This is a genomic window from Flavobacterium sp. GW821-FHT11G01 (assembly GCF_058808175.1).
This window is the reverse complement of record NZ_JBXARK010000002.1, coordinates 484,891-507,592: the sequence shown is the minus strand read 5'-3', so window position 1 is coordinate 507,592 and position 22,702 is coordinate 484,891. Positions and strand designations below refer to the sequence as shown.

Below are 22,702 nucleotides of genomic sequence, written 5' to 3'. Positions count from 1 at the left end.
CATGTTTATTTCTAAAATACTAAAATTAACTTTTCTAATTTGCTGCTTCAGTTTTCAGATTTCGGCACAAAAAAATAATTCAAAAGAACTTGCCCGATTAGAGAAATTAGCCCAACAAGTTACCATTATTAGAGACAATTGGGGTATTCCGCACATATATGGAAAAACCGATGCTGATGCTGTTTTCGGTTTGCTTTACGCGCAATGCGAAGATGATTTTAAAAGAATCGAAATGAATTATATTGAAAAATTAGGCCGCCTTTCTGAAATTAAAGGCCAATCGGTTTTATATAATGATTTAGAAATTAAACTTTTAATTGATGTTGACGAAGCCAAAGCCGATTATAAAAAAGCACCATCATGGCTTAAAAAATTGTTGAACAGTTATGCAGATGCCATCAACTTCTACCTTTACAAACATCCTGAAGTAAAACCGGCACTTTTAACGCATTTTGAACCTTGGTTTCCGTTGCTTTGGACAGATGGAAGTATTGGCGCCATTAGTACTGCTGACCTTTCTACTGCAGAATTAAAAGCTTTTTATTCTGGAAATAATGATAAAGTCGCTTACGTAGAAAGAGAAAAATACGTCCAAACCGGTTCAAACGGATTTGCTTTTGCTCCATCAAAAACAGCTGATGGAAATGCTATTTTATACATAAATCCGCATACGACTTTCTATTTTAGACCAGAAGTTCAGGTAACTAGCGAAGAAGGTTTGAATGTTTATGGAGCCGTAACATGGGGACAATTCTTTATCTATCAGGGATTCAATGAAAATTGTGGATGGATGCATACCTCATCAAATGTTGATGTCGCCGATATGTATGCCGAAAAAATTACCAATAAAAACGGAAAATTATTTTACGAATTCGATAAAAAGCTTTTGCCTGTTATTGAAAAAGAAATCACGATAAATTATACAGATAACGGAAAATTAATCCCGAAAAAATTCAAAACCTATTTCACTAATAATGGACCCATAATGGCCAAACGTGATGGAAAATGGATTAGTTTAAAATCGAATAATCGTTCAATGAACAGTTTGATTCAAAGTTGGGTTCGAACAAAATCCAAAAATTTTGATGATTACAAAAAAGCAATGGATTTGAAAGCGAATACTTCTAATAATACAGTTTATGCAGATAGTCAAGGAAATATCGCGTATTGGCATGGCAATTTTATTCCGATAAGAGATAAAAATTTAAATTGGTCAAAAGTTATTGACGGTTCTATTTCGGCAACACAATGGAAAGGTTTGCATGAAGTTAATGAAACGGTTCATTTATATAATCCTGTAAACGGCTGGCTTCAAAATTGCAATTCAACACCGTATTCCGTTGCGGGTGAAAACAGTCCGAAAAGAGAAAATTATCTGCCATATATGGCGCCGGACGGAGAAAATTTCAGAGGAATAAATGCAGTTCGAATTTTCAGCAAAGGCAATAAATATACTTTAGACAAGGTAATTGCTGATGGTTACGATTCTAAATTATCCATTTTTGAAATTTTGATTCCAAGTTTGGTGAATGTTTTCGAAAAAAATAGTAAACCTACAGATCCGGATTATAGCGAATTATCAGAAGCTGTTTCGATTTTGAAAAACTGGGATTATTATGCTAAAGAAAATTCGGTGGCAACAACATTAGCTGTCGAATGGGGTTATAAATTAGATCCGATTATTTTAAAGGCTTATATTGACGAAGGCGAATTAGATCAGGTTGAAAACACGAGGAATTTTGCAAAAAATGCTGGTATTGATCAATTAATTCCACAATTACAAAGTGTTCTAAAAGAATTAAAATCAAAATGGGGAACCTGGCAAGTTGCCTGGGGAGAAATTAATCGTTTTCAGCGTTCAAGTGGCGCTATTGATTTGAAATATGATGACACTCAACCAAGTTTACCAATTGGTTTTGGTCCAGGATCCTGGGGAAGTTTGCCTTCTTTTAAAAGCAGTTATCAAAACGGTTCTAAAAAAAGATATGGTTATAATGGAAACAGTTTTATTTGTGCGGTTGAATTTGGTCCAAAAATAAAAGCAAAATCATTATTGGCCGGAGGAAACAGCGGTGATGAAAACTCAAAACATTTTACTGATCAGGCTGAAATGTATCGCAAAGGGCAATTTAAAGACGTCTTATTTTATAAAAATGATGTTGAAAAAAACGCCGAAAAAACATATCATCCAGGCGAATAATTTCAATCTTAAAGTACACAATTTACAAACCTCGGAAGAAATAGCTTCCGAGGTTTTTTTGTAACATAATATTTCTGATATTTGTTTAAAATTGTAAAACGATGAAAAATTCAGCCCTAATTATTTTTGCTACTATACTGTTTTCTAACACTATAAATGCACAATTAAAACCTGTAAAATATGCTGACGGTGATCAGAAATTAAATGGTTTATCGATAAAAGCTGCTAAAAAAAGCAGTCAGAATCCAGGAATTTTACTTTTGCCGGCCTGGCTCGGAATTGACAATGCCTCAAAAGGAATTGCAGAGAATTTATCAAAACTAGGTTATCACGTTTTTATAGCTGATATTTATGGAGAAGGAAATTATCCAAAAAATACATCTGAAGCAGGAAAACAAGCTGGTTTTTATAAAACAAATTATGAAGCGTATCAAAAACGAATCAACCTTGCTTTACAGGAATTAATCAAATCCGGAGCAAATGCAGATAATATTGTAGTTATTGGATATTGTTTTGGAGGAACAGGAGTTCTTGAAGCTGCGCGCGGTCATTTGAACGTAAAAGGAGTTGCTTCGTTTCATGGAGGTTTAGGAAAAGATGCTGCCCGACCTGCAACACCAATTGCTGCAAAAGTTTTAATTTGTCACGGAGCTGACGATCCTTACGTTTCAAAAGAAGAAGTTGCGGCTTTTCAACAGGAAATGCGCGATTCAAAAGCCGATTGGCAAATGATTTATTATGCTGATTCTGTTCACTCTTTCACTAATCCCGAAGCAGGAAACGATAATTCTAAAGGAGCAGCTTATAATCCTGTGGCTGCCAAGCGATCATTTGAACATTTGAAGCTTTTTTTGGATGAAGTCCTGAAAAAGTAAATGGCACGCGGATAAGACGGATTTAAACGGATTAGCACAGATTATTTATTCAAACAAAATAAAAATCTGCAGTAAAAAGAAACCAGCGTAAACCTGTTTAAATCCGTAATATCTGTGGGCAAAAAAAACAACTAAACCAAATCAAAATCAACAAATTAACCAATGTCACATAGTCCAATTAGAAAAGATAAAACCTGCCTAAACTGCAGGCATGTTGTGGAACAAAAATTTTGTCCAAATTGTGGACAGGAAAATACAGATTCGCGAAAAACATTTCATCATTTATTTATTCATTTTTTTGAAGATTTAACGCATTATGAAAATGCATTTTGGAAAACCATTAAAAATCTTCTTTTTAAACCTGCCACTTTAACTAAAGAATATTTATCCGGCAAAAGATTGTCCTATCTGGCGCCCGTTCGTCTTTATATTTTTATCAGTTTTATAACCTTCCTTTTAATTGCCATGTTCCCTAACAAGGTAAGTGAGAATCTTACCAAAGGCGAAAAGGAAATTACTTCAAATTTTGAAAAACCCAGCAAAGATAAAACTGAAAATTTGAACGATAAAAATTACCTTGAATCAAAAACGATGAAACAAGTCAATAAAAATTACTTTCAGTTAAAAACAATGAAAGAAATTGACTCTGTTCAAAAGTATGGTAAGGAAAGTGAAAAACTTACAGAATTTCAATATTGGATTTACGAAAAAGCAGTGCATGTTACTGAACATAATACCAAAAAGCAAATTATCGAAAAATTCATCGAATCTTTTATCCATAATATCCCCAAAATTTTGTTTATTATAATGCCTTTCTTTGCCTTCTTTTTATGGATTTTTCATAGCAAAAAGAAGTGGTACTATTTTGATCACGGTATTTTCACCTTACATTATTTCTCCTTTCTACTTTTAATATTTCTCCTTTTATTTATTATCACCAGAGTAATTGGCTTTTTTGGAGAAAACGGCGCGCTTACTTTCGTTGGTAATATTATTAATTTCGTTGGGATTGTATGGATGTGTTATTACTTTTATCCGGCACATCATCGTTTTTATGGCGAAACCAGAATAGTTTCATTTGTTAAAAGTTTTATCTTATTCTTTATAAACTTCTTTTTTATCCTATTTTTACTTGTTTTTTATATGCTATATATATTTATCAACTTACACTAAACTAATCAATGAAAAAAATTGTAATTCTATTACTAATTGCTTCCGCGTTTTCATGTAAAAATGCTCAGTCAGTTGTTTCAAAAGACAACTCTGATCCAACCAAATACATGAATGCCATCACAGCAAAAGACTTAAAAAAAATGCTTTATGTTGTTGCTTCTGATGAAATGGAAGGTCGTGAAACGGGCTCAAAAGGACAGAAAAAAGCCGGACTTTACATGATTGAGCAATACAAAAAAAATAAAATTTCGTTCCCAAAAGGCGCAACAGATTATTACCAACATATCCCTGCAGCATTTTTGAATGCAAAACGCAATGAAAATCTGCCTGATTCAGAAAACATTTGGGCTTACATTGAAGGTTCTGAAAAACCAGATGAAGTATTAGTGATTTCAGCACATTACGATCACGTTGGAATTAAGAATGGAGAAATCTATAATGGAGCTGATGATGATGGTTCAGGAACAGTTGCAGTAATAGAAATTGCAAAAGCATTTGCAAAAGCAAAAAAAGAAGGACACGGACCAAAACGTTCTATCTTGTTTCTGCATGTAACGGGTGAAGAACATGGTTTACATGGATCTCGTTATTACTCTGAAAATCCATTATTTCCAATCGCAAACACAATTACCGATATCAACATTGATATGATCGGACGTCGTGATGTTGAACATGCTAAATCTAACAATTATGTTTATGTAATTGGCGCCGACAGACTTTCATCAGATTTACATAATGCTGTTGCTTCTCAAAATGCAAAATACACTAAATTAGATTTAGATTATAAATTTAATGATCCAAAAGATCCAAATCATTTCTATGAGCGTTCTGACCACTATAACTTTGCAAAACATGGTATTCCAGCCGTTTTCTTCTTTAACGGAGTTCACGAAGATTATCACCAAAAAGGCGACGAAACTCAAAAAATCGAATACGACGCTTTAGCAAAAAGAGCACAACTAGCATTTGTTGTAGCCTGGGATTTAGCAAATAGAGAAAACAGACCGGTAGTTGATAAAAAATAAAAAAAGGTCCAAAGTTTCAAAGGGGCAAAGTTCCAGAGGTTTTGAACCTTTATCATAAAAAAAGGATGAGTAAAAACTCATCCTTTTTTTATGTATTTATTCAGAATCTTCAAATTAAACCTTTGCTACTTTGAACCTCTGAACCTTTGTAACTTTTTTTAGTCATTCATAGAAATCAAAAACTCTTCGTTATTTCTTGTTTTCTTGAAACGATCGTTTACAAAATCCATAGATTCTACCGGGTTCATATCGGATAGATATTTACGCATAATCCACATTCTTTGTAACGTTTTCTCGTCTAATAATAGATCGTCACGACGTGTACTTGAAGATGTAAGATCGATTGCAGGGAAAATACGTTTGTTCGCGATTTTACGATCTAATTGAAGTTCCATGTTTCCGGTTCCTTTAAATTCTTCAAAGATAACCTCATCCATTTTAGAACCTGTTTCAGTCAATGCTGTTGCGATGATACTTAATGATCCACCGTTTTCAACATTTCTTGCTGCTCCAAAGAAACGTTTTGGTTTTTGCAATGCATTCGCATCAACACCTCCACTTAAAACTTTTCCAGAAGCTGGTTGTACTGTATTGTAAGCTCTTGCCAAACGTGTAATTGAGTCTAGTAAGATCACAACATCATGTCCGCATTCTACTAAACGTTTTGCTTTTTCTAAAACAATATTGGCTATTTTCACGTGTTCTTGTGGTTCTCTGTCAAAAGTCGAAGCAATAACTTCTCCACGAACACTTCTTTGCATATCTGTAACCTCTTCAGGACGCTCATCAATCAAAAGAACGATCAAATAAACTTCAGGATGGTTGGCTGCAATCGCATTGGCAATGTCTTTTAATAACATTGTTTTACCGGTTTTCGGTTGTGCGACTATCATACCACGTTGTCCTTTTCCTATCGGAGAAAATAAATCGATAATACGGGTTGAAATAGAACTTCCTTTTTCGGCTAATTTAAATTTTTCAGAAGGAAAAACTGGAGTCAGGTGTTCGAAAGAAACTCTATCGCGAACTACCTGCGGATCGTGACCATTAATTTTTAGTACACGAACTAAAGGGAAAAACTTTTCGCCTTCTTTAGGAGGACGAACCACTCCTTTTACAGTATCTCCGGTTTTAAGACCGAATAATCTGATTTGCGAAGTTGATAAATAAATATCATCCGGAGAGGCTAAATAATTATAATCTGATGAACGTAAGAAACCGTATCCGTCAGGCATCATTTCAAGAACACCTTCACTTTCAATAATTCCATCAAACTCAAAATCTGAATCTCTGAAATTATTCTTTTTATTTTTATGATTTGGATTTTGATTTCCGTTATTCCCATTTCCATTTCCGTTTTGGTTTTGATTTGGATTCTGGTTTGGGTTTTGGTTCGGATTTTGATTTTTATTCTGATTAGGATTTATCTTTTTTACCGGAGCAGCTCCTTCAACTTTTTCGGCAACTGGAGCCGGAGCTACAGTTTCTGTTTGTGTTTCTGTTTCGGTTTCGGTTTCTGTTTCAACTGGTTGTTCAGAAGCAACTTCTTTTTCCTTTTGTAAAGCAACCTTTTTCTCGTAAGCTGATTTATTGAATTTTACGATCTTCGGTCCTTTTTTCTCTACCGGTGCTGATTCTGCAACTTCCTGAACTTTTGGAGCCGGCTGAATTTTAGTGTTTGGTTTTGAAATCTTAGGTGTTACCACTTTTTCAGGTGTCTCCTCTATCTTCTCAGCTGTTTCCTCAACCTTATCAAACTCTAAAACAGGAGCATTTTTATTAATTGCTACTTTTTTAGTCGGAACAATTCTTGCTCTCTTAGGTTTATCATCTGCTATTTCTGCCTGAGGCGCAACATTGACAGGCGGCTTTTCAGTCGCTTCCTGATGTGCTAAAATCTGACTAATTAAAGCCTCTTTTTTAACGCCATTAAACTTTATAGTTTTAGCTAACTTAGCTATTTCTTGAAGCTCAGAAAGCTTCATTTCTTTTAATGCAGAAATATCAAACATGAATATTCTATGAATTTAATTATTTTAAAGGAAATACTGTAAAAAGAATAGGTAGATAATTGTTTTCAATTGACCGCAGTATGAAGTGCTTACGGTATTATGATGCAATAATACGAATAAAATTTAATCATACAATAGTATTTTAAAAAAAGAAAATATATTTTTGTAAAACAATTTTAGACCATGATACAAAGAATTCAAACCGTTTATTTACTTCTTACCTTTGTTGTAACAGGGGTTTTAATGTTTTTTATTCCGCTTTGGACATTAAATACAGGTAAAGCATTTTATTTTATGCAAGACCAGTTTTATACTATTTTATTAGGTTTAAGTACAATGCTTACTATTGTTAGTATTATTTCATTCAAAAAAAGACAAAATCAGTTTGTGATGAACAGACTGAACATAATATTAAATTTAATTTTATTAGGATTATTTGTATATCGCTCTCTAAATTTATCTGGAGAGACAGTTAATGCTGTTTCAGAGAAAGGTATTGGGATGTTTCTACCGATTGTTGCTATCGTGTTATTAGTTTTAGCTAATAAGGCCATCAAGAAGGATGAAGATCTCGTAAAATCTGTAGACCGTTTGAGGTAAACCTATAAACTTAATTTTTTTGTGCGAAGAGAACCCGAATTTATATTCGGGTTTTTTTGTGGCTTAAAATGTTATAAAGTAGCCTTTTTGAGGCAATTTGAGAAGATAACTTCTTTCTAATTTTGCTTTTTTTTTCATTTCCAAAAACAATGATAACAACCAAAATAAGAATACATCTTGCCGATGATCATCAAGTACTTATCGATGGTCTTACCAATTTATTACAAACCGTTTCTAATTTTGAAGTCGTAGGAAATTCACTGGACGGTATTACTATATATGAGGATGTTCTTCAAAACAATGCTGATATCTTAGTTTTAGATATTAGCATGCCCGAAAAAGATGGCATCAAAGTATTGCAGGAATTTCATAAAAACAATAGTCCTTGCAAAGTCATTATTTTATCAAGCTATGATGAGTTAAAAATCATTAAAGAAGTTATGAAACTAGGCGCAAAAGGCTATTTGACTAAAAAATGCGCTGGCGAAAATATCATCGAAGCTATAGAAGCCGTTTATCAGGGTCAGGAATATTTTTCAAATGCTGTGAGAGAAAAAATCTTCAATGTTTTCGCGCATAATAATCCAAAATTAAATAAAAATATTTACGTCGAAAATCCGATTTTAACTCCGCGAGAAATTGAGATTGTTGCACTAATTTCACTCGAATATAGTGGAAAAGAAATAAGTGAAAAACTTTTCATTAGTACCAATACAGTCGAAACCCATCGAAAAAATATTATGAGAAAATTGCAGACTAAAAATACTATTGGTCTGGTTAAATATGCTTTAAAAAACAATTTAATTAATCCTTAAATGTTTTTTATTAGACTTTTCACTGTACTTCTGTTTTTTTTATTTTTCACTGTAAATTCTAATTTTAGACAAGAACATAAAGAGATTTTGAAGGAAGAAATTCAAAAATCAGAAAATTCAAAAAAAAATACTGTTACTGAACTTCATAAATACGAGCAATTAAGAAATAAAAAAGTAGTTAGCTTATCCATTGTCTTAATTGTAATCTTATTTTTTCTATTTTATTTCTTTTATCAAAATAATGAATTAAAGCAGAAAATAAAACGAAAAGACATAAAGCAAAAAATACTGCTCAATGTCATCAATGCCGGAATTGACAGTCAGGAAATGGAGCGAAAAAAAATTGCTGCTTTTTTACATGATAATGTCAACTCTCTATTATCTTCTGCAGGATTACATTTGAATGTTTTCACTACCCAAAATAATATTAATTCGGAAGAAATTCAAAAAACAAAAGCAATTCTGGCAGAAGCTCATGATCTTTTACGGGACATGTCTCATGATCTTGTTCCTGCTCTTTTAGTTCGCTTTGGGTTGATTTATGCTTTAGAAGATTTATGTGAACGAAATTCTAATTCTGACATTACTTTTGAATTTTCAAGCACAATTCCGACAGAAAAAAGGTATGTTGAAAAATTCGAAATGAAAATTTATTTTATTGTTTCTGAACTTTTCAATAATATTATAAAACATAGTGAAGCAAAGAAAACTACAATTTCACTTGTAGAGAAAAACAATGAATTTATTATTGCAATTCAAGACGATGGAAAAGGATTTATAACTAAAAAAACAAAAGATGCAGAAGGTTTTGGCCTGAACCGTATTCGAGCCAGAATTAAAAAATTCAAAGGAAGTTTTACAATAGATTCAAAACCCAATGAGGGAACAAAGATTAAAATCAAAATTCCGCTTCCACACTAAATAAGACATTATTTTTTTCCTATTTCAACAATCTCCAGGTCTTTAATTTTATCATCGTCAATAACAAAACGAAGCATTGTACGCATTTGATGGAAACCACTTTTTCCACATGCGCCGGGATTCATATGCAGCAAATTATTTTTTTTATCGAACATTACTTTTAAAATATGTGAATGTCCGCAGATAAATAATTTAGGAGGGTTCAAAGCCATTTCTTCTCTAATCGCCGGATTATATTTTCCGGGATAACCACCAATATGTGTAATCCAAACCGAAACATTTTCGCATAAAAACCGGTTATGCAATGGAAATTCTAATCTCGCTTGCGCATCATCAATATTGCCATAAACACAACGAAGCGGTTTTAGTTTTTTTATGGTATCGGTAACATGCAAATCACCAATATCTCCGGCATGCCAAACTTCATCGGCTTGATTTACATATTTCAAAATAGTATCATCAATATGACTATGAGTATCGGAAAGGAGCAGGATTTTTTTCATTCTTTTTTTGAGAGGCAAAGGTTCAGAGGTTCAAAGGTACAAAGGTTTTTTTAAAAGATGCTAAGGGACTAAGTTGCTAAGTTGCTAAGTTTTTTTTATACAAAAAACCGATTCGCTTTCGCAAATCGGATTTCAAATTTTGTGTTAGACGCACTGCTGTGCGCCTCTACATTATACGATGTGTTTTACATTTTACATCTAACGTCTTACACCTAATTAAACAATTATTGTTTCTTAGGATTTTTTAGATCTTTCGAATCTTTAGTATCCATCATTTCCATTAGTTTCAATCCTAATAAACCACTTATTGAACCATCAGAACCGGCATTTCCGGATATCAGGACATCTGGAATTACTTTGATATTTCCTTTACCAATTTCTTCGGTAACTTTATATCTGGTAAAATTGTCGCCACCCATCGCACTAACTTGCAATTGATACGATTCAGCAGTTGATTTACCAATTGCCATGATTTTCTCTGCTTCAGCCAAACCTGTTTTCGAGATTCTTTCTGCTTCTGCGCTCGCATTTAGTTTTGTTGCTTCTGCTTGTGCTCCTGCTCTTGCTTTTGTTGCTTCGGCTTCTGCATTAGCACGCATTTTTGTTGCTTCCGCTTCAGCGTTTACATTCAGTTTTAAGCTGGTTGCATCTCCTTCTGCTTTTTTCACGGTTGCATCGGCAGTTCTTTGTGCAATTTCAACACTTTGTGATGCTCGAACGATTTCTTTTTGCATGTCTGCAATCGCGGTTTCCTTTTCCATTCCCTGACGCTGTTCTTGCGCCATTCTTTGGGTTTGATATGTTTTTTGTTCTTCTTCAGCCAATTTTCTGTCTGTTAATGTTTTCATCAATGAATCTGGCGGTACGATATCTCCAATCAGAGTATCCACTGCATTAACATTATATTCGTCAAGCACTAATTTAATATGATTTTTAGCCGATTCCTGACGCTCTTTTCTTGTTGTTAAAAACGAAATTACATCGCTATCCTGAGCCGAGTTTCTGAAATAGTTACCAATAGTTGGCTCTAAAACCTGAGAAACCAAATTGTTCATGCTTCCAAAACGTGCAATAACTTTTGGTGCTTCGGCAGCCGGAACGTGAATAATTTGTGCCACATCTAAATTGAATGGGAAACCATCTTTTGAACGAACCGTAATCGTAGAAAGGTTTTTATCCAAATCATGCGATTCACTTCTGGCGTTTGCCCAGTTTAAAACCAAGTTTGTTGTTGGAACAGCTTCTAACTTAGTAGTGTATTTATTCAGTGCATATTTCCCCGGGCCAAGTGGCTCCATCCAAACACCACGTTGTCCTTTCGAAACAATATTTCCGTGCTTGAAAGTATCGCCTGTAACATCCTGACCGTCTTCTCCAATATAAGAAATCACAACTCCAACATATCCAATTGGCACATCTGTCATTGGATTTTGTTCGATCAGAATTCCCCATGTGTTAATATAATAAGAACCTGCCAACATAACCTGAGGTTGCAAACCACGATTTCCGCCATGCTCTAAGAACTTGTCAAAATCCTGAAAGTTGTTATGATTTTCAACAAACTTACCGGCAATTTGTCCTTGTGGAATTGGTTCTCCATCCAAAGCTGTTACGATACCAATCATATTCTCATAAATCTTGATTTGATCCGCAATTACAATTTCGAAAAGAAACGTATTAATACGATATGAACCTGTTGTAATAAAAGCAGTCTGACGTCCTTTTTGTCCGCCGTTATTCAGGAAAGAAGTTGCATCCTGAAAGTTGTCGCTATCTACTCTTCTGGCTAGAATTCGTCCGGTCGGAATTTCTTTTCCGTCCTTACTTAAAACCAGTCCAATTTTTCCTTCCGGAATAATGGTGAATCCGCTCATATCGATTGAATATTGCCAGATCCACATTCCCCAATATAAACCTGGGGCAAGCGTTTGTGCCTGATAACCTGCTTCTCCTTTTGTCGCAATAATACGACCATCAGGAAGCGACCTGTCGGCACCAAACAAAACGAATTTTTTAGTCACCAGACCAATTTTATCCTCCGGAACCATTACCATTCCGAAGAAAACGCGTAAAATAAATTTGTAAAAAATAATGGAGAATAAGATTAAAATTATCCACCAATAAGAAGTAATTTCATTCATAGTTTTTGATATTTTAGATTACAAACATAGGAGAAATACTTCCTGTTAAAATGAAGTATTTTCAAAATTAACGTTTAGCTATTTTTTCAAAAAAAAGCTAAAAAAACACTTTAATTAAAACGTTGGAATTGTCAATTTCTGACACGATTTTTTGCTGTGTAAACTATGATTGGTATTTTGGGTTTTAACAGTTCTTTTAGAGGCGCAAAGGTTTAGAGAGAAGCAAAGGTTCAAAGGTTTTCTATTGGGATTTTAAAGCAGGATGATTTTTAATACATCTGCTTATTTAATATTATGTCAGTATAAAAATCTTTGCAACTTTGAACTTACTATAAAAACCTTTGAACCTTTGCCTCTCTGTAACTTTGCCCCTGTAAAGAAAAAAATCTTTGTACCTTTGCCGCTCTGAACCTTTGAACCTTTACTTTGAGATATTTTATTCAATTTGCATATAACGGAACACATTATCACGGCTGGCAATTTCAGCCGAATGCCTCTTCTGTTCAGGAAACTTTAAACAAAGCGCTTTCGGTCTTATTAAATTCAACTATAAATGTTATGGGTGCCGGGCGAACTGATACCGGAGTTCACGCACAGGAAATGTATGGTCATTTTGATTTTGAAACTCCGCTTGATATTCCGAATTTGATTCATAAACTGAATTCTTATCTCCCTAAAGACATTGCAATTTTCGACATTATATTGGTTCATGATGATGCACATTGCCGATTTGATGCTACTAAAAGAACGTACGAATACCATATCAATACTGTTAAAAATCCATTTTTGGAGGAATTGAGTTGGTATTTTAATCAAAAATTAGATGTAGCTTTGATGAATGAAGCCGCGAGAATTTTGCTCAATCATACCAATTTTCAGTGTTTTTCGAAAGTAAATACAGATGTCAATACATTTGATTGCACGATTTTTGAGGCTTATTGGAAACAAGAAAACAACAAACTAATTTTTACGATTTCGGCAAATCGTTTTTTGAGGAATATGGTTCGTTCTATTGTGGGAACTTTAGTTAATATAGGTTTGCATAAAATTTCTATAGCCGATTTTGAAAACATTATTGCAAGTAAAAGCAGAGAAAAAGCCGGATTTTCGGTTCCGGCGCATGGTTTATATTTAACCGAAATAAAATACGATTATATATAGCTGTAGGCTTTAAGCTTTAGGCAATAAGCTTTCACCACAAAGTGCTTAGCCTAATGCCTAAAGCTTATAGCTTAAAGCATTGAAAAAAAATACATGAAAGCAAAAGCATTCGATACCGGATTATTCAAACGAATTTTAACTTACACCAAACCTTATAAATGGCGCTATTATGGCGTTATCGTTTTTGCAGTCTCCCTTTCGATTTTTGCGGCACTTCGCCCCTACTTATTAAAACAAACGGTCGACGGCTATATCAAGACACATGATAAACACGGTTTATTGATGTACATTATATTGATGGGAATTGTGCTTTTATGCGAAGTTTTTTCTCAATTCTATTTTGTGTATTGGGCAAACTGGCTTGGACAGGATATCGTAAAAGACATTCGTACTAAGCTTTTTAAACATATTTTGAGTTTTAGAATGAAATATTTTGATTTGGTTCCGGTTGGTCAATTGGTAACCAGATCAGTATCCGATATTGAATCGATTGCTCGTATTTTCAGCCAGGGATTATTTATGATTATCAGTGATATGATGAAAATGCTGGTGGTACTGATTTTTATGTTTTACATGAACTGGAAACTAACCTGGATTGTAATTGTTGCCATGCCGATTCTGGTTTATATTACCCGAATCTTTCAGCGTAAAATGCAGGTTGCCTTTGAAGAAGTTCGTACGCAGATTGCTAACATGAACTCATTCGTGCAGGAACGCGTTACAGGAATGAAAATCGTACAGCTTTTTAATCGTGAAAAAATTGAAGCCGAAAACTTTAGAGTAATAAATGATAAACATAGAGTTGCGTGGATTAAAACAATTTTATACAACTCCATATTTTTTCCCATTGCTGATATTATTTCTTCAATAACTTTAGGATTAGTTGTCGTTTATGGTGGATTTAAAATCCTGAACGGAGATCATTTTACTACGTTTGGAGATTTATTCTCTTATACCATGTTTATCGGAATGCTTTTTAATCCACTACGACAAATTGCAGATAAATTCAATGAGATGCAATTAGGAATGATTGCGGCAAATCGTGTTTTTGATATTATCGATACGCAAGATCATATTCAGGATACCGGAACACTTGAAGCTCCAATTTTTGATGGAAGCATTGAATTTGAAGCAGTCCGTTTCAGTTACATCCCGGAAGAAGAAGTTATTAAAGGTATTGATTTATCTGTCGATGCTGGGCAAACGATTGCGATTGTAGGTTCGACCGGAGCAGGAAAATCAACGATTATAAACTTGCTGAATCGTTTTTATGAGATTAACAGCGGAACTATTTTTATCGACGGAAATAATATCGAAAATTATACTTTGGCTTCATTGAGAAAGCAAATTGCCGTGGTTTTACAGGATGTATTTTTATTTGCCGATACGATTTACAATAATATTACTTTACAAAATCCAGAAATTACCCGTGAACAGGTTTTGAATGCTGCCAAAAAAATTGGTGTTCATGATTTTATTATGAGTTTGCCTGATAATTATGATTTTGATGTAAAAGAACGTGGTGTAATGCTTTCTTCTGGACAACGTCAATTAATTGCTTTTTTACGTTCGTATGTGAGTAATCCAAGTATTTTGATTTTGGATGAAGCCACTTCATCTATCGATACTTATTCAGAAGAATTGATTCAGCGTGCGACCGAAACGATTACTAAAGGAAGAACTTCTATTATCATTGCGCATCGATTGGCAACAATTGTAAATGCAGATAAAATTGTTGTAATGGACAAAGGGTTAATTGTAGAACAAGGTACACATCAGGAGTTATTGAATAAGGCAGAAGGTTATTACAAAAATTTATACGATTCGCAATTTTCTGTGGCAAACTAAATTTTGAAATGCTAAAAAAATTCTTAAAAAAGTTAAATTAGCGTTATAGGAATCATAAATGTAACATTCCTAAGGAATTATATAAATGATTTCGTTTTTGGTTTTTTTATCTTTGAGATTATAGAAATCAAATGTAAAAGAAAATGCCACAAAACAGATTTTACCCAAACGAACAATTCAAAGAAATAGAAATAAACGCTTCATTACAATTACGTTACGCCATTTCAAACAGAGGCCGTTTAATAAGTTTTACTGACGAAATTGAAAATGGCCGCATCCTAAAAGGCGGTTTGAGTGATGGTTATCCTACCTTCAGATTTAAAGTTAAAAAAGACGACAAAATTGTCAACAAATACCTGTTTTTATACAAATTAGTTGCCCAATATTTTCTTCCAAAAGATTCTGAAGATCAAACTTATGTACTCCATTTAGATTACAACAGAAGTAATGACGATGTAAGCAATTTACGCTGGGCAACCAAAGCCGAAATGATGGCGCACAGCCGTAAAAGCCCACGTGTGATTCAGGCAAAAAAGAACTTAATTGAGCACAACCTGAAAGCTGACGGAAGAAAATTAACGACAACGAAAGTCATGTTAATCAAGAAAATTTTGGCCCGACCAGAACAAAAAACACGCTTGAAAATGATCGCCAAACAATTTGGCGTAAGCGAAATGCAGATTAGACGAATCGCCAGCGGAGAAAACTGGGGACACGTGAAGGTTTAATTATAAATTGTGAATTGTGAATGGTTAATTAATCATTGCAGTCACTTTGAACGAAGTCGAAGAACTTTTCCTATTGAAAAGCTCTTCGACTTTGTTATTTTGATAAACAATTTAATTTGAGATTTCACTTCAAAATCTAATTTTTCACTTCATAATTCACAATTTACAATTAACAATTACTTAAATTTCTGTGAAAAGGTCAAAATCAGTACGGGTAAAAATAAATTTTGAAGTGTTTTTTAAAATAAATCCTTAAATTCGCAATCACAAATAACAAAAGAAAAATCGAAGAGTGAGTTTCGGAATTATAAACCTCATTTTCGGTTATAAATACTAAAAACCAAAAAAATGAAATACGACGTTATTGTTTTAGGAAGTGGTCCTGGCGGATATGTAACAGCGATTAGAGCTTCACAATTAGGCTTTAAAGTAGCTGTAGTTGAAAAAGAAAACCTTGGTGGTGTATGTTTAAACTGGGGATGTATCCCAACTAAAGCATTATTAAAATCAGCTCAGGTTTTTGATTATTTAAAACACGCTTCTGATTATGGATTGAAAGTTTCTGAATTCGATAAAGATTTTCCTGCAGTTGTACAACGTAGCCGTGGTGTTGCTGACGGAATGAGTAAAGGAGTTCAGTTCTTGATGAAAAAAAACAAAATTGACGTTATTGAAGGTTTTGGAAAACTAAAATCAGGTAAAAAACTTGACGTTACAGATAAAGATAATAAAGTAACTGAATATAGCGCTGACCACATTATTATTGCTACCGGAGCTCGCTCTCGTGAGTTACCAAACTTACCACAAGATGGAGTAAAAGTAATTGGTTACCGTCAGGCAATGACATTACCAACACAACCAAAATCTATGATTATTGTAGGTTCTGGAGCAATTGGAGTTGAGTTTGCACATTTCTACAACTCAATGGGAACAGAAGTTACTATTGTAGAATTTATGCCAAACGTAGTTCCTGTAGAAGATGAAGATATCTCAAAACAATTTGAGCGTTCTTTGAAAAAAGCCGGAATTAAAGTAATGACTAACTCTTCTGTAGAAAAAGTAGACACTACAGGAAACGGAGTTAAAGCAACTGTAAAAACAGCAAAAGGAGAAGAAGTTCTTGAAGCTGACATTGTACTTTCTGCAGTTGGAATCAAAACTAACATTGAAAATATTGGTTTAGAAGAAGTTGGAATCGCTGTTGACAGAGATAAAATCTTAGTAAACGCTTACAACGCAACTAACATTCCTGGATATTATGCAATTGGAGATGTTACTCCAGGTCAGGCTTTAGCTCACGTCGCTTCTGCTGAAGGAATTAACTGTGTTGAAAAAATCGCTGGTTTACACGTAGATCCAATCGATTACGGAAACGTTCCTGGTTGTACTTACGCAACTCCTGAAATCGCTTCTGTTGGTTTAACTGAAAAACAAGCTAAAGAAAAAGGATACGAATTAAAAATTGGTAAATTCCCTTTCTCAGCTTCAGGAAAAGCAAAAGCTGCCGGAACTCCAGACGGATTCGTAAAAGTAATCTTCGATGCAAAATACGGAGAATGGTTAGGATGCCACATGATTGGTGCTGGTGTTACAGATATGATTGCTGAGGCAGTTGTAGCTCGTAAACTAGAAACTACAGGTCATGAAATCTTAAAATCGATTCACCCTCACCCAACTATGAGCGAGGCTGTTATGGAAGCTGTTGCTGATGCTTATGGCGAAGTAATTCACTTGTAATACAAACCGTTTTACGGTTACATATAATTTTCAATTTAAAAATCCGATTTGTGAAAGCAAGTCGGATTTTTTTGTTTTTGACTCTCACAATTTAGTATATTGTCAAGGCAAAAACAATAAAACAAATGAGAAAACTCCTGTTCTTTTTAATTTCTATTTTAATAACATTTCTACTATTCTGTCTTTTTTGTTTGTATATAATATCCGATGATTTATTCTCATCAATAATTCCGGGATGGCATACAACAATCTTTCCGTCCTATTTCTTTATTTCATTTATAATTTTAGTAAATTTTATTGTTCCTCTTTTATTCTATTGGATATTTTCAAAATATTTTAAACGACTAAAAATATCTATTTTCATAGGACATATGATAGTATCTACATTAATCCTTTCAATGTTAAAATTCCCAACGCTCTTTATTGATAACACCGGCTATGATATTAATCAAAGTGCAATTGAAAGTATAATAACACACATTAAAATTACCATATTAATATTCATAATGGAGCAAATTATTTTTGGAATCTATTTAATTCGAATTCTAAAAAACAAAACTAACTAAAGAATTTATTTTCATAATTTTACGAATAAACATCTAAGATTATGAAAGAAGTATACATTGTTGAATTTCCATCAAATCTGGGCTTAAAAGAACCTCAACCTGGCAAAGAACCCGGTGTAAAAAAATTACCGGACTGGTTATGGAAACACAATTTGCATAAATTCATTCCGCATAAAGATATAATACGAATTGATCCGCCAAAATATTCAAATCTTAAAGACAGTGAAACGCAAATTCTTAATGCAAATTCGTTAGTTGAATATGCAAGAGAACAAGCCTATTTAATAAATAATTTATTGACTCAAAATAAATTTCCATTCATACTTGGTGGAGATTGCAGTATTCTTTTAGGATCAGCAATTGCTCTGAAACAAAAAGGAAATTATGGTTTATTTTATCTTGACGGCCATACTGATTTTATGAATATTTCACTATCTGAAACCGGAGGCGTTGGCGGAATGGCAGCCTCAATAGTAACAGGAAACGGGCATAATAAACTAAGCAATATTCTAAATTTATCTCCTTATATAAAAGAAGAAAATCTTTGGTGCGTTGGCAATCGTGAATATGATGACGAATACGAAAATGAGATTCGAAATTCTACCGCAACTTATCTCAGTCTTTTTGAATTGCGCAAGCAAGGTATTTCAAATTGCGTAAAATCATTTCTTTCAGAAGTTACGGCAAAGAATCTGGACGGTTTTTGGCTTCATATTGATGTAGATGTTTTAAATGATTCTGTAATGCCATGTGTAGACAGCCGAACGCCCGATGGTCTGACTTATACTGAATTTAATGAACTTACTTCTTATTTATTTCAAAGCCAGGAATTATCCGGACTCGAAATAACGATTTTAGATCCGGATTTAGATACAACCGGACAATATACGAAAGAATTTGTGATCAACATTTCAGCAACTTTCAACTCCTTCAAAAAATAGATTTAAATAACATTATAAAAACTTCTTGTGGCTAATTTGTGTGTAAAAGCAAAATAATTTTGTGCGGTTCTATTATAGAACATTGAATAACACATAATTTAAAAAATCTTAGAATGAAAACAAAGATTACAATATTTGCTCTTATAATTTTTTCTTTATTTAGCTGCAAAAAACACAAACCAACAGAAGATAAAATTATAACTTCTATCGAACAACTAACAATGGGTAACGATAGATTTCTAAACGGAAGATCGGCTCACCCACATCAAAACAAAAAAACAGTTTTAGCCAATCAGGATAGCCAAAAGCCTTTTGCAGTTGTGATTACGTGCTCAGACAGCCGTGTTTCTCCTGAAATTGTATTTGATCAGGGAATTGGAGACTTATTTGTAATTAGAAATGCTGGAAATCTAATTTCTGACATCGATATGGGAAGTATTGAGTATGCTGTAGAACATTTAGATGCAAAATTAATTGTGGTTTTGGGTCACACAGAATGTGGTGCTATAAAAGCATACATTAATGATAAAGAAGGTTCTTATAAAAAACATTTCAATCATATTGACAATATTGTAGAAACAATTTCACAAGAAAAAGAAGAAATTGATGCCGATAAAACAACTCCAAAAGCAACTAATTATTTAGGCGCGATTAATGCCAATATCGAACATTCTGTAAAATTGATTCAGGACAACCCAATCGTAAAAGAGCATCACGTTAAAATTGTTTCTATGCGATATGATGTACATACCGGGAAAGTGGTTCAGTTGTAATTTAAACTCAATAAAATATCAAGATCCGATTTGTGAAAGCAAGTCGGATTTTTTATTTGGGCGTGTCCCGCCGAAAAATGCGGGTCTGGCTTTCGGCTAAATTCCCGATTAACAAAAACCACGGCTAAAAAGCCTTATTTTTCTAAATCTGGAGATACTGCCTCTATCCTTCACATAACACTTTCATAATAACGTCATATTATCCTTGAACTTTGTAATAGAAAAATGACTATTTTAGCTTCAATAATAAACTCATAATTGAAGTAACAATAATAAATTCAACGAATTACAAAACCAAAGAGCTAGTTAAGATGAATCCAGCCGTACAAGATTATAATAATTCACAAAGTAGTACAGACAAAGAAATCTGTGATCAACTTGCCACAATAATCAATGAAAATCTTCCCGATGCAGATAACAAAATCTGGCATGCCCATCCGGTTTGGTTTCTGGACGGAAACCCGATAGTTGGTTATAGTAAACTAAAAAATAATGTTCGTTTACTGTTTTGGAGCGGGCAATCTTTTGAAGAAGAAAAACTTTCAAATGAAGGCTCTTTTAAAGCAGCAGAATTCCGTTATACAGCCGCTGAACAAATCAATAAAGAAGATTTGAAGCGCTGGCTTCAGAAAGGAAGAGAAATTCAGTGGGATTATAAAAACATTGTCAAACGTAAAGGCGTTTTAGAACGATTGAAATAATCTTTCAGCAAGCATTCACAGCAACATAAAAAATCAACTAACAAACCAAAATTATGATCGGAATACTTGTTGAACTTTTAATTTCCTGGTTATTGCTTTCTTGGTTTGACAAATCCAATTTATCTGTTTTAGGTTTTAAATTAACAAAAAAACGAACCTTACATTTTATATTTGGTTTTATAGTGGCATCACTTTTTTGTGTTTTCTATTATACTGCAACTTCAAGCTTAACAGGCACCCATTATAATATAAATCATGAATTTAGCACGGAACAGTTCTTCAAAAGTTCCTGGTGGGTTTTATCTTCAGTTCTATTTGAGGAACTAATTTTCAGAGGAGCTTTACTTTATATTACTATTAAAAAAATAGGAGTAAAAAAAGCTTGTATTCTCTCTGCGGCAGCTTTTGGAATATATCATTGGTTTACATTTGGTGCTCTCGGAAACCCGATACAAATGCTCATTGTATTTTTTATGACCGGAATTTGGGGACTTATGTTTGCGTTTGCTTATGCCAAAACAAAATCTTTATATCTTCCAATCGCAATACATTTAGGATGGAATTTAATTAATACCGTTATTTTCTCAAAAGGGCCGTTAGGGCAACAATTTCTAATTATTGATAGTAGCAAAAAGTTAGAAGGAATACTATCATTAGTTTTCTTTCTCATTCAAATTTTTGGATTACCTGTTTTGTCTTATTTCTATTTACGAAAATTAAATAAATACCATACAACAGATTAAAACCTAATAAAAAATCATTCTAATTTATATATAGAAATTAGGCATTACTTAGAACAGCTTATTACAATAAATGTAATAATTTTAAGAAATATTCCATTCTTACGCAACTATTTAATAAAATTTGCATCTATTAAGAAACAGATGTGAATTTTAACCCTTAAAAAAACATTTCTTATTATTTGGTTTGATAATAGTTCAGGATATGTTTGGGTAGAATAAAAATCTTAAAATCAATCAACATGAAAAAATTTACTTTTCTAATTTTTATGGTTTTCTTATTATTCTCTTGTAATAGTAATGATGACAGTAACAGTAACACTAAAAATACTAATGCCAATACTCCGACAGAAAAAAACCTGGAAGGACGATGGTTATGGCTTTCTACAACTGGAGGATTTGGAGGTCCTACTCAGGCTACTTTAAATGAAAAAAAAGAAATTGAATTTTCGGGTTCTACTCTTAGAATTTATACTAATGGAAAATTGTCGCGCGAGCAGCAATTTTTGATAAAAACTAAAAAATCAATTTTTGGCGGTGAAAAAGAAATGCTTGTTATAGACAAAGGTCTTTCTATTACTCAGGAATATTTTATTGATCGCTTAATTGAAATTAATGGTGAAAATTTGACTTTAATTGACGAATGTTTTGACTGTTCTACATCAAAATACGAACGAGTAAAATAAATTATTATGAGAAAAATTATTACACTTATTTTTATTCTTCTTGCTTTTACAAACTGTACTGATGATGATGACCAGGCAAGTCCGGTTGTGGGGACCTGGAAATTAGTTAAAATGCGGAGTTACATTTTTAGTACAACTAACGGCTTCACGGAATCTTTTACAGATTATTCAGATAAAAACATCATTTACAGATTTGATTCAAACTCCAATTTAACTATTACCGAGGATGAAAAAGTAGAGAACCACAAATACGAATATAAACTTGATTATTTATCCGGAAATCCCGGCACTGAAGAAGGAAAAGAATTCTTTGTTATCATAGACGATTCAAAATGGACGTATTTTATTTCTGATCAGGGAGAGATGGTTTTGGGAAAATCCTATGTTGATGGCAGTGATTTGTATTTTGTAAGACAATAAATTTCTGCGAATTCGTTTTCCTCGTTCTTATGAAAAAGAAACGTAATCGCTAGCCCCGATGGGAGCGGCATCTCCCGATTTAGAAAAACAAGGCTTTTTAGCCGTAGTTTTTGTTAATCGGGAATATAGCGGACAG

At 33.4% G+C, this 22,702-nt stretch carries 20 protein-coding genes; 17 read left to right on the top strand and 3 right to left on the bottom strand.

The annotated features are described in order from the left end of the window. The first annotated feature begins 1 nt into the window (after position 1). The 4 genes from AC1RRN_RS06025 (at position 2) to AC1RRN_RS06010 (ending at position 5,273) form a co-directional block, all read left to right on the top strand. Positions 2 to 2,200: a penicillin acylase family protein gene (locus tag AC1RRN_RS06025; protein ID WP_492966440.1), complete on the top strand. Its 2,199-nt coding sequence runs from the start codon at positions 2 to 4 to the stop codon at positions 2,198 to 2,200. A 101-nt stretch (positions 2,201 to 2,301) separates the two neighbouring features. Beyond that, a complete protein-coding gene (locus tag AC1RRN_RS06020; RefSeq protein WP_492966439.1) occupies positions 2,302 to 3,075 on the top strand; it encodes a dienelactone hydrolase family protein in 774 nt (257 codons plus the stop codon). Between the two features lie 162 nt (positions 3,076 to 3,237). Then, complete coding sequence (locus tag AC1RRN_RS06015; protein ID WP_492966438.1) at positions 3,238 to 4,248, top strand: DUF3667 domain-containing protein; 1,011 nt, start codon at positions 3,238 to 3,240, stop codon at positions 4,246 to 4,248. An 8-nt stretch (positions 4,249 to 4,256) separates the two neighbouring features. Further along, positions 4,257 to 5,273 (top strand): M28 family peptidase, encoded by a 1,017-nt coding sequence (locus AC1RRN_RS06010; RefSeq protein WP_492966437.1) that lies wholly within the window; start codon positions 4,257 to 4,259, stop codon positions 5,271 to 5,273. Positions 5,274 to 5,431: 158 nt separating this feature from the next. On the opposite strand, the gene rho is transcribed toward AC1RRN_RS06010, so the two are convergent. Then, positions 5,432 to 7,285 (bottom strand): transcription termination factor Rho, encoded by a 1,854-nt coding sequence (gene rho / locus AC1RRN_RS06005; RefSeq protein ID WP_492966436.1) that lies wholly within the window; start codon positions 7,283 to 7,285, stop codon positions 5,432 to 5,434. A 183-nt stretch (positions 7,286 to 7,468) separates the two neighbouring features. Between rho and AC1RRN_RS06000 the strand changes: the two genes are divergently transcribed. The 3 genes from AC1RRN_RS06000 (at position 7,469) to AC1RRN_RS05990 (ending at position 9,621) form a co-directional block, all read left to right on the top strand. Beyond that, positions 7,469 to 7,885 carry a DUF4293 domain-containing protein gene (locus tag AC1RRN_RS06000; RefSeq protein ID WP_492966435.1) on the top strand — a complete coding sequence of 139 codons (417 nt, stop codon included), beginning with the start codon at positions 7,469 to 7,471 and terminating at the stop codon, positions 7,883 to 7,885. 152 nt (positions 7,886 to 8,037) lie between these two features. Continuing rightward, entirely contained in the window at positions 8,038 to 8,700 is a 663-nt protein-coding gene (locus AC1RRN_RS05995) for a response regulator (RefSeq protein WP_492966630.1), read from the top strand. 87 nt (positions 8,701 to 8,787) lie between these two features. Beyond that, complete coding sequence (locus AC1RRN_RS05990; protein WP_492966434.1) at positions 8,788 to 9,621, top strand: sensor histidine kinase; 834 nt, start codon at positions 8,788 to 8,790, stop codon at positions 9,619 to 9,621. An 8-nt stretch (positions 9,622 to 9,629) separates the two neighbouring features. On the opposite strand, the gene AC1RRN_RS05985 is transcribed toward AC1RRN_RS05990, so the two are convergent. Together AC1RRN_RS05985 and AC1RRN_RS05980 are read right to left on the bottom strand one after the other, a co-directional pair. After that, entirely contained in the window at positions 9,630 to 10,124 is a 495-nt protein-coding gene (locus AC1RRN_RS05985; protein ID WP_492966433.1) for a metallophosphoesterase family protein, read from the bottom strand. A 224-nt stretch (positions 10,125 to 10,348) separates the two neighbouring features. Continuing rightward, positions 10,349 to 12,265 carry an SPFH domain-containing protein gene (locus AC1RRN_RS05980; protein ID WP_492966432.1) on the bottom strand — a complete coding sequence of 639 codons (1,917 nt, stop codon included), beginning with the start codon at positions 12,263 to 12,265 and terminating at the stop codon, positions 10,349 to 10,351. Positions 12,266 to 12,691: 426 nt separating this feature from the next. On the opposite strand from AC1RRN_RS05980, the gene truA reads away from it, so the two are divergent. The 10 genes from truA to AC1RRN_RS05930 all read left to right on the top strand — a co-directional run bounded on the left by truA (position 12,692) and on the right by AC1RRN_RS05930 (position 22,566). After that, complete coding sequence (gene truA / locus AC1RRN_RS05975) at positions 12,692 to 13,426, top strand: tRNA pseudouridine(38-40) synthase TruA (RefSeq protein ID WP_492966431.1); 735 nt, start codon at positions 12,692 to 12,694, stop codon at positions 13,424 to 13,426. A gap of 93 nt (positions 13,427 to 13,519) precedes the next feature. Next, positions 13,520 to 15,274 (top strand): ABC transporter ATP-binding protein, encoded by a 1,755-nt coding sequence (locus AC1RRN_RS05970; RefSeq protein WP_492966430.1) that lies wholly within the window; start codon positions 13,520 to 13,522, stop codon positions 15,272 to 15,274. 143 nt (positions 15,275 to 15,417) lie between these two features. Next, a complete protein-coding gene (locus tag AC1RRN_RS05965) occupies positions 15,418 to 16,002 on the top strand; it encodes an NUMOD4 domain-containing protein (RefSeq protein WP_492966429.1) in 585 nt (194 codons plus the stop codon). Positions 16,003 to 16,350: 348 nt separating this feature from the next. Next, positions 16,351 to 17,739 carry a dihydrolipoyl dehydrogenase gene (gene lpdA / locus AC1RRN_RS05960; RefSeq protein WP_492966428.1) on the top strand — a complete coding sequence of 463 codons (1,389 nt, stop codon included), beginning with the start codon at positions 16,351 to 16,353 and terminating at the stop codon, positions 17,737 to 17,739. A 607-nt stretch (positions 17,740 to 18,346) separates the two neighbouring features. Continuing rightward, complete coding sequence (locus AC1RRN_RS05955; protein WP_492966427.1) at positions 18,347 to 19,246, top strand: arginase family protein; 900 nt, start codon at positions 18,347 to 18,349, stop codon at positions 19,244 to 19,246. Between the two features lie 113 nt (positions 19,247 to 19,359). Continuing rightward, complete coding sequence (locus AC1RRN_RS05950) at positions 19,360 to 20,019, top strand: carbonic anhydrase (RefSeq protein ID WP_492966426.1); 660 nt, start codon at positions 19,360 to 19,362, stop codon at positions 20,017 to 20,019. Between the two features lie 311 nt (positions 20,020 to 20,330). Beyond that, the gene (locus AC1RRN_RS05945) at positions 20,331 to 20,720 is read left to right on the top strand and encodes a DUF1801 domain-containing protein (RefSeq protein ID WP_492966425.1); all 390 of its coding nucleotides are present in this window, start codon (positions 20,331 to 20,333) and stop codon (positions 20,718 to 20,720) included. Between the two features lie 53 nt (positions 20,721 to 20,773). Next, positions 20,774 to 21,463, top strand: coding sequence for a CPBP family intramembrane glutamic endopeptidase (locus AC1RRN_RS05940; protein WP_492966424.1), 690 nt, complete (start codon positions 20,774 to 20,776; stop codon positions 21,461 to 21,463). A gap of 239 nt (positions 21,464 to 21,702) precedes the next feature. After that, positions 21,703 to 22,146 (top strand): hypothetical protein, encoded by a 444-nt coding sequence (locus AC1RRN_RS05935; protein WP_492966423.1) that lies wholly within the window; start codon positions 21,703 to 21,705, stop codon positions 22,144 to 22,146. Between the two features lie 6 nt (positions 22,147 to 22,152). Continuing rightward, complete coding sequence (locus tag AC1RRN_RS05930; RefSeq protein ID WP_492966422.1) at positions 22,153 to 22,566, top strand: hypothetical protein; 414 nt, start codon at positions 22,153 to 22,155, stop codon at positions 22,564 to 22,566. Positions 22,567 to 22,702: the final 136 nt, after the last annotated feature.